The organism is Streptomyces solincola (assembly GCF_002982015.1).
Lineage (GTDB): Bacteria > Actinomycetota > Actinomycetes > Streptomycetales > Streptomycetaceae > Streptomyces > Streptomyces solincola.
On the sequence record NZ_PVLV01000228.1, the window covers coordinates 1 to 5984 of the forward strand.

Here is a 5984-nt window from a genome sequence, read left to right on the forward strand (position 1 = left end):
GCCCGACTGCCCGACTGCCCGACTGCCCGACTGCTCGACTGCTCGACTGCTCGACTGCTCGGGTGTCCGGCCGCCCGCCTCCGGCCCGAGGAGGCGGGCGGCCTCCGGGCTATGCGGCGGGCGGGGCGGCTCCCGGCCTCCGGGGGGCGGCGGGCTCGTCGGACAGCTCTGCTAGCATGGCGGCGCGCAGCCGCAGGGTGGCCGTCAGCCGCTGGAACGCCTCCGCCCAGTAGTCGCCCGCGCCGGATGAGGCGTCCTCCGGCTCGTCCGACCGCCTGGTGAGGACGTCCAGTCGGTCCGCCTCCGCCGGGTCCAGGCAGCGTTCGGCCAGCCCCATCACACCGCTGAAGCTCCACGGGTAACTCCCCGCGTCCCGGGCGATGTCCAGGGCGTCCACCACCGCCCGCCCCAGCGGCTCCGCCCACGGCACGGCGCACGTGCCGAGGAACTGGAAGGCGTCGGACAGTCCGTGCGCCGACACGAACCCGGCCACCCAGCCCGCGCGTTCGTCCGGCGGCAGCACCGACAGCAACCGGGACCGCTCGGCGAGGGAGGCCGCGGCCGGTCCGGTCGCAGTGGGAGCGGACGGCGGGCCGAGCAGGGCGCGCGACCAGGCCGCGTCCCGCTGGCGTACCGCCGCCCGGCACCACGCGGCGTGCAGCTCGTCCCGCCAGCCGTCCGCCACGGGCAGAGCGACGATCTCCTCGGCGCTACGACCGCCGAACCGGCCCGGCCAGGCCCCCAGCGGCGTGGCCTCCACCAACTGCACCAGCCACCATGTGCGTTCACCGCGTCCGGTCGGCGGTGTGGCGCTCACCCCGTCCCGCCGCATGGCCTCGTCGCACTCGTGGGGAGCCTCGACGGCTATCACCGCTCCGGCGCCGCCGGTACGGTCCGGGCCGACACACCCCGCCGACCGCTCGGCCATCCGCGCGGCGAAGGCGGACTCAGGCAGGGCGGACAGCAACTCGGCTGCGGTGGACCGGACGTTGCGGCTCCGGTCGTTCAGTGCCTGCTCCAGGAAGGGCTCGTCGTCGTGCGACAGACCGGTGCGCAGGGAGTCCAGGAACATCAGCCGGTCCTCGGCGCGCTCGGTCGCCCACGCCGACGCCAGCAGCGCCCGTCCCTCGGCCGGCTCCCGGGAGCGTACGGAGGTGAGCAGGGCTATCCGCTCGGCGAATAGGCCCTCGTCCCACAACCGCCGCCTGGCCGGGCCCCCGTCCGCGTCCGCGCCCGGGGCCCCCGGGGCGGCGCGCAGGGCGAACCGCCACTCGGGATTCAGCCGGGCCAGCCACATCCCGAGCGGTCCCGCGAACGCCAGCACCGCAGGCCGCAGGTCGGTCCGGGCCCGCGCCGCGTCCAGCAGCGCGGGCAGCAGGGCGGCCGGGGCACGGTAGCCGCGGCGTCGGGCCACCGCCAGCCACTGCGGCAGCAGTTCGGTGAGGTCGGGCGCGGTACCCCGCCGTCCGCCCCCAGCCGCGCCGGCGGCGGCCCGATCCGCCAACAGCAGGGCCAGCCGGCGGCTGGCCGCCTCCGGCGGCTCGGGCCGCTCGTCGTCCGGCGCCGGCTGCGGCAGGGCGGCGGCAGGCGCGACCGGCCGCAGCCCGGCCCTGCGCCGCACGGTGTGCACCGCGGCCGCGTCGAGCAGCGCCCCGGCATCACCGGGCGAACTGGGTTGGAGGGGCGACCTGGGGCGGAGGGGCGAGCCGGGTTGGAGGGGCGAGCCGGGTCCGGCGGATGAGCCGCGCCTGCCGGGTGCTGCGGGCGAGCCTGGACCGCCGGGCAATCCGGGCCCGTTGGGCGATCCGGGTCCGGAGGGTGCGCCCTGTCCGCCGGGTGATGCGGATTCGCCGGGCGAGTCGGGTTCGAGGGGTGCATCGGGTCCGCTGGGTGAGCCGGGTACGTCGCGAGAGCCATGCCGGGCATCGTGTCCGCTGAGTGAGCCGGGCTCGTCGGGCGAGGCGCGTCTGTCGGGTGATCCGGGCGAGCCATGCCTGCCGGGCGATCCTGGGGCGCCTTGGCGGGCCGGTGGGCGGCGGCGGTCGACGCCGAGCAGCGCGGCGGTGACCAGCTCCTGCCACCCTCCGCCGAGGGAGTCGGGCGGCCGAGCCGGCGAGGCGGTCGGGGCGGTGGTGGCGGATCGCGGTGCGGTGTGGGACACCGACATGACCTCTCCCTTCGTCGTCAGATGAGCGCTACCAGGGGTGGCGGGGCGCCGCTGGGCCCGCTCCCGGGCCCGCTTCCGGCGGCCGTGGTCCAGGCGGCGAGCGGGGTGAAGCCGCGGTGCCCGCACTCGCCGAAGACGGTGATCGGGTGACCGCCGGAGACGGCCGCCAGTCGCCACAGCCCCTGCCGGCCCACCGCGGCCGCGGCCACCGGGACGGCCGCCGTGCCGTCCGCTTCGGCGAGCTGCCAGCCGCCGTCCCCGTCCGGCAGCGGGACGACCGCGGCCAGCGTGCCAGGCCAGGACTCCAGCCACGGGTCCTCCCGCAGCGCCGCCCCGTACGCCGCCAGGGCGTCGGCGGCCGTGCCGCCGGGCGGCGGACACGCCTTGGGTGCCGGGTCGCCGAACCGCTCGCCCAACTCGGCCCGCAACTGCCCCGCCCCGGGGTAGGCCGTCAGCTCCGCGTCCAGCACGGCGCCCACCGGCAGGGCCGCGCCGAGTGGTCGGCCCCCGGCACCGTAGGACAGCAGCAGTGCCGTACGCCCGCTGCCCTGCCCGTACAGCCAGGTGCGCCGGGTGGTGAGCCTGCCGTCGGATCTGTCGTACCGGGCGAGCACCGACCAGCGGTCGCGCACCGGCGGGCCGCCGGGCGACGCGGGCAGCCCCATCCGCGTCCGTACCGTCACCGCCAGCGGCTCCGGCAGTGCGCCCACCCTGTGCCACGCCTGGCCCAGCAGGTGCGCCAAGGCGCACTCCTCCAGCAGCCGCCCCGGCCAGTCCGGGCCGGAGCCCGGTATCGCCCCCAGCTCGCGGACCCGTCCGGCCAGCCCGGGCGCCTGGGCGTCCACCATCCGCGCGGCGGTCTCCTCCCAGAACGCGTATCCGGGCCGGTCGGCCGTCGCCAGGCCCGAGCGCAGCAGGTCCGCCAGCCGCTGCCCCAGCTCCTCCACCCCCGCGCCGATCCGCTCCGCCCGCCGCTCAGCGCGCCGCCTGGCCGCCGCCGCGTCCGCGACCGTTCGCGCCCGGCCCCCGCTTCCGGCGTGTGGACGTCCCCGCCTCGCCTCCTCGGTCGATGCGGACGCGTCGTCAGCCACCGCGCCGGGCGGCCCCTTCGCCGGCCTGCGCACCCCCTGTTGGTCCATGTCGACGACCGTACGACCCGCCACTGACAATCGCCGTCGGGCAAGGGGCCGGAGCGGGCGACGAGCGGCGATTCGAGCAGGGAACCGAGCGGGTGATCGAGCGGGTGGTCGAGCGGAATCGCACGGACGGTAACGAGTTGACTTTGCTGTTCCTTTACTGTTCTCTGCGCTTGCCAACGTTCGTGTTCACGGGGGGTTTCGCACCATGCACCGCATCACCCGCTCCATCGCCTCCGCGCTTGTCGCCGGTGGGCTCGTCTTCGGCCTCGGCGCCTGCTCCGACATCGCCGACGAGGCCTCCAAGGCGGCCAAGGACGAGGTGAGCAAGGAGATCGACAAGCAGACCAAGACCGAGTACGAGGTCACCTACGAGGTGACCGGAGACTCGGCTGACTCGATCGAGTTCAACGCGGGCGGCGGCGAGTCGGCGGCCAACCCCAAGATGGAGACCGTCAAGAACCCCACGCTGCCGTGGAAGAAGACGGTGACGCTGCGCGGCCTGGAGGCGCCGGCCGTCGTTCCGACCGCCGTGGACCTGACCGGCGACGGAAAGCTCACCTGCAAGATCACCTACCAGGGCAAGACGCTGTCCGAGGAGTCGGGCGCGGGCGCCGTCTCGGCCGCGGGCTGCGTCGCGGTCTCCCCGGTCGTCGGCTGAGCCACACCGGCCCCCGGCCCCTGGGCCCCGGGCCCGTGGCCACTGGCCACCCGCGCCGCCCTGCGTGCCCCCGAACGGGGGTGCGTCGGGCGGCGTCGCCGTTCCCGCACCGCCGCCATCCCCTGCCGCCATGCCCCGTGTCCGGCCCCGCCGCCGTCCGGCGTGCGTCGTCCGCAGTCCGCAGTCCGCCGTCCGGCGTGCGTCGTCCGCCGTCCTGCCGGTCGGGGCGCGCGGGCCTGCGTTTCCGTCAGCTCTGCTTCGGCCGCCCGTACTTAGCGCTTCACCTGCGGAAACCCTTCGTTGTCAGTGGCGTGGTGCACGGTTGGTCCCGTAGCCGATCGCACACGATCCGGAGGGGGACCAGACCGTGCCCGAAACCACCGGCACCGCCACAGTCAGAGCTACCGGGGTGCTGCGCCCGCACGCCGAGGACGCCTTCGCCGACGAGCTGGCCGCGCTGCGGGCCGCCGACGACCGGCCGCGCCCGCCGCGCTGGCGGCTCTCCCCATGGGCCGTCGCCACCTACCTGCTCGGCGGCGCCCTGCCCGACGGGACCGTCATCACCCCGAAGTACGTCGGGCCGCGCCGCATCGTCGAAGTCGCCGTCGCCACCCTGGCGACCGACCGCGCGCTGCTGCTCCTCGGCGTCCCCGGCACCGCCAAGACCTGGGTCTCCGAGCACCTCGCCGCCGCCGTCAGCGGTGACTCCACCCTGCTGGTGCAGGGCACTGCGGGCACCCCCGAGGAGGCCGTCCGCTACGGCTGGAACTACGCCCGGCTGCTCACCGAGGGCCCCAGCCCCGACGCGCTCGTCCCCGGCCCCGTGATGCGGGCCATGGCAGAGGGGCTGACCGCCCGCATCGAGGAGCTGACCCGTATCCCCGCTGACGTCCAGGACACCCTGATCACCCTGCTGTCCGAGAAGACGCTGCCGATCCCCGAGCTGGGCCGGGAGGTCCAGGCGGTGCGCGGCTTCAACCTCATCGCCACCGCCAACGACCGCGACCGCGGGGTCAACGAGCTGTCCAGCGCCCTGCGCCGCCGCTTCAACACGGTCGTGCTGCCGCTGCCCGCCACCGCCGAGGCCGAAGTCGACATCGTCTCCCGGCGCGTCGAACAGCTCGGGCGCTCCCTGGACCTGCCCGCCGCCACGGATGCCACCGACGAGATACGGCGGGTCGTCACCGTCTTCCGCGAGCTGCGCGCCGGTCTCACCGCCGACGGCCGCACCAGGCTCAAGTCCCCTTCGGGCACGCTCTCCACGGCCGAGGCCATCTCGGTCGTCACCGGCGGCCTCGCCCTCGCCGCCCACTTCGGCGACGGGGTGCTGCGCCCCGGGGACGTGGCCGCCGGCGTCCTCGGCGCCGTGGTCCGCGACCCGGCGGCCGACCGCACCGTGTGGCAGGAGTACCTGGAGACCGTCGTACGGGAGCGGGACGGCTGGCAGGACTTCTACCGAGCCTGCCGGGAGGTGACGCAGTGACGGCCACCACCCTCACCGCACCCTCGGCCGGGGGCGCGTCCGGCCGCGGTCCGCTGCTGCTCGGGGTGCGCCACCACGGCCCCGGCTCCGCCCGCGCGGTCCGGGCCGCTCTGGACGCCGCCGCGCCGGCCGCCGTCCTCATCGAAGGTCCGCCCGAGGCGGACGCGCTGCTGCCGCTCGCCGCCGACCCCGGCATGCGGCCACCGGTGGCGCTGCTCGTCCACGCCGTGGACGACCCGGGCCGGGCCGCCTTCTGGCCGATGGCCGACTTCTCCCCGGAGTGGGTGGCGCTGCGGTGGGCCCTCGACCACGGCGTCGCCGTCCGCTTCGTCGACCTGCCCGCCGCACACTCGCTCGCCATGGCCCACGATCCGTCCTGGGCCGACGGCGAGGGGGACTCCGACGACGGGGACGGTGGCGGAGGAGGAGGCGGGGGCGGGGGCGACTGCGGCGACCCCGAGGCGGCCGCGGCCGACCTTGACGCAGGGGCGGACGCGGCCGGCGGTGCTCCGGGGGGCGACGCGGCCGGCCCTGCGC

General features: G+C 76.3%; 5 protein-coding genes. 3 read left to right on the plus strand and 2 right to left on the minus strand.

Annotated features, from left to right (window positions below):
• Positions 1–109: 109 nt before the first annotated feature.
• Entirely contained in the window at positions 110–1786 is a 1677-nt protein-coding gene (locus tag C6N75_RS16150; protein ID WP_265737437.1) for a DUF5691 domain-containing protein, read from the minus strand.
• A gap of 398 nt (positions 1787–2184) precedes the next feature.
• Positions 2185–3306 carry a hypothetical protein gene (locus C6N75_RS16155; RefSeq protein ID WP_105869609.1) on the minus strand — a complete coding sequence of 374 codons (1122 nt, stop codon included), beginning with the start codon at positions 3304–3306 and terminating at the stop codon, positions 2185–2187.
• A 205-nt stretch (positions 3307–3511) separates the two neighbouring features.
• Here C6N75_RS16155 and C6N75_RS16160 point away from each other — a divergent pair, with 205 nt between their 5' ends.
• The 3 genes from C6N75_RS16160 to C6N75_RS31095 form a co-directional block, all read left to right on the plus strand.
• Complete coding sequence (locus tag C6N75_RS16160) at positions 3512–3964, plus strand: hypothetical protein (protein WP_105869610.1); 453 nt, start codon at positions 3512–3514, stop codon at positions 3962–3964.
• A 367-nt stretch (positions 3965–4331) separates the two neighbouring features.
• Positions 4332–5447, plus strand: a complete 1116-nt coding sequence (locus C6N75_RS16165; RefSeq protein ID WP_258177446.1) for an ATP-binding protein — start codon at positions 4332–4334, stop codon at positions 5445–5447.
• Positions 5444–5984, plus strand: a 541-nt coding sequence (locus C6N75_RS31095; protein WP_258177447.1) for a DUF5682 family protein, incomplete at its 3' end; no start/stop codon positions are given. The genes C6N75_RS16165 and C6N75_RS31095, both read left to right, overlap by 4 nt.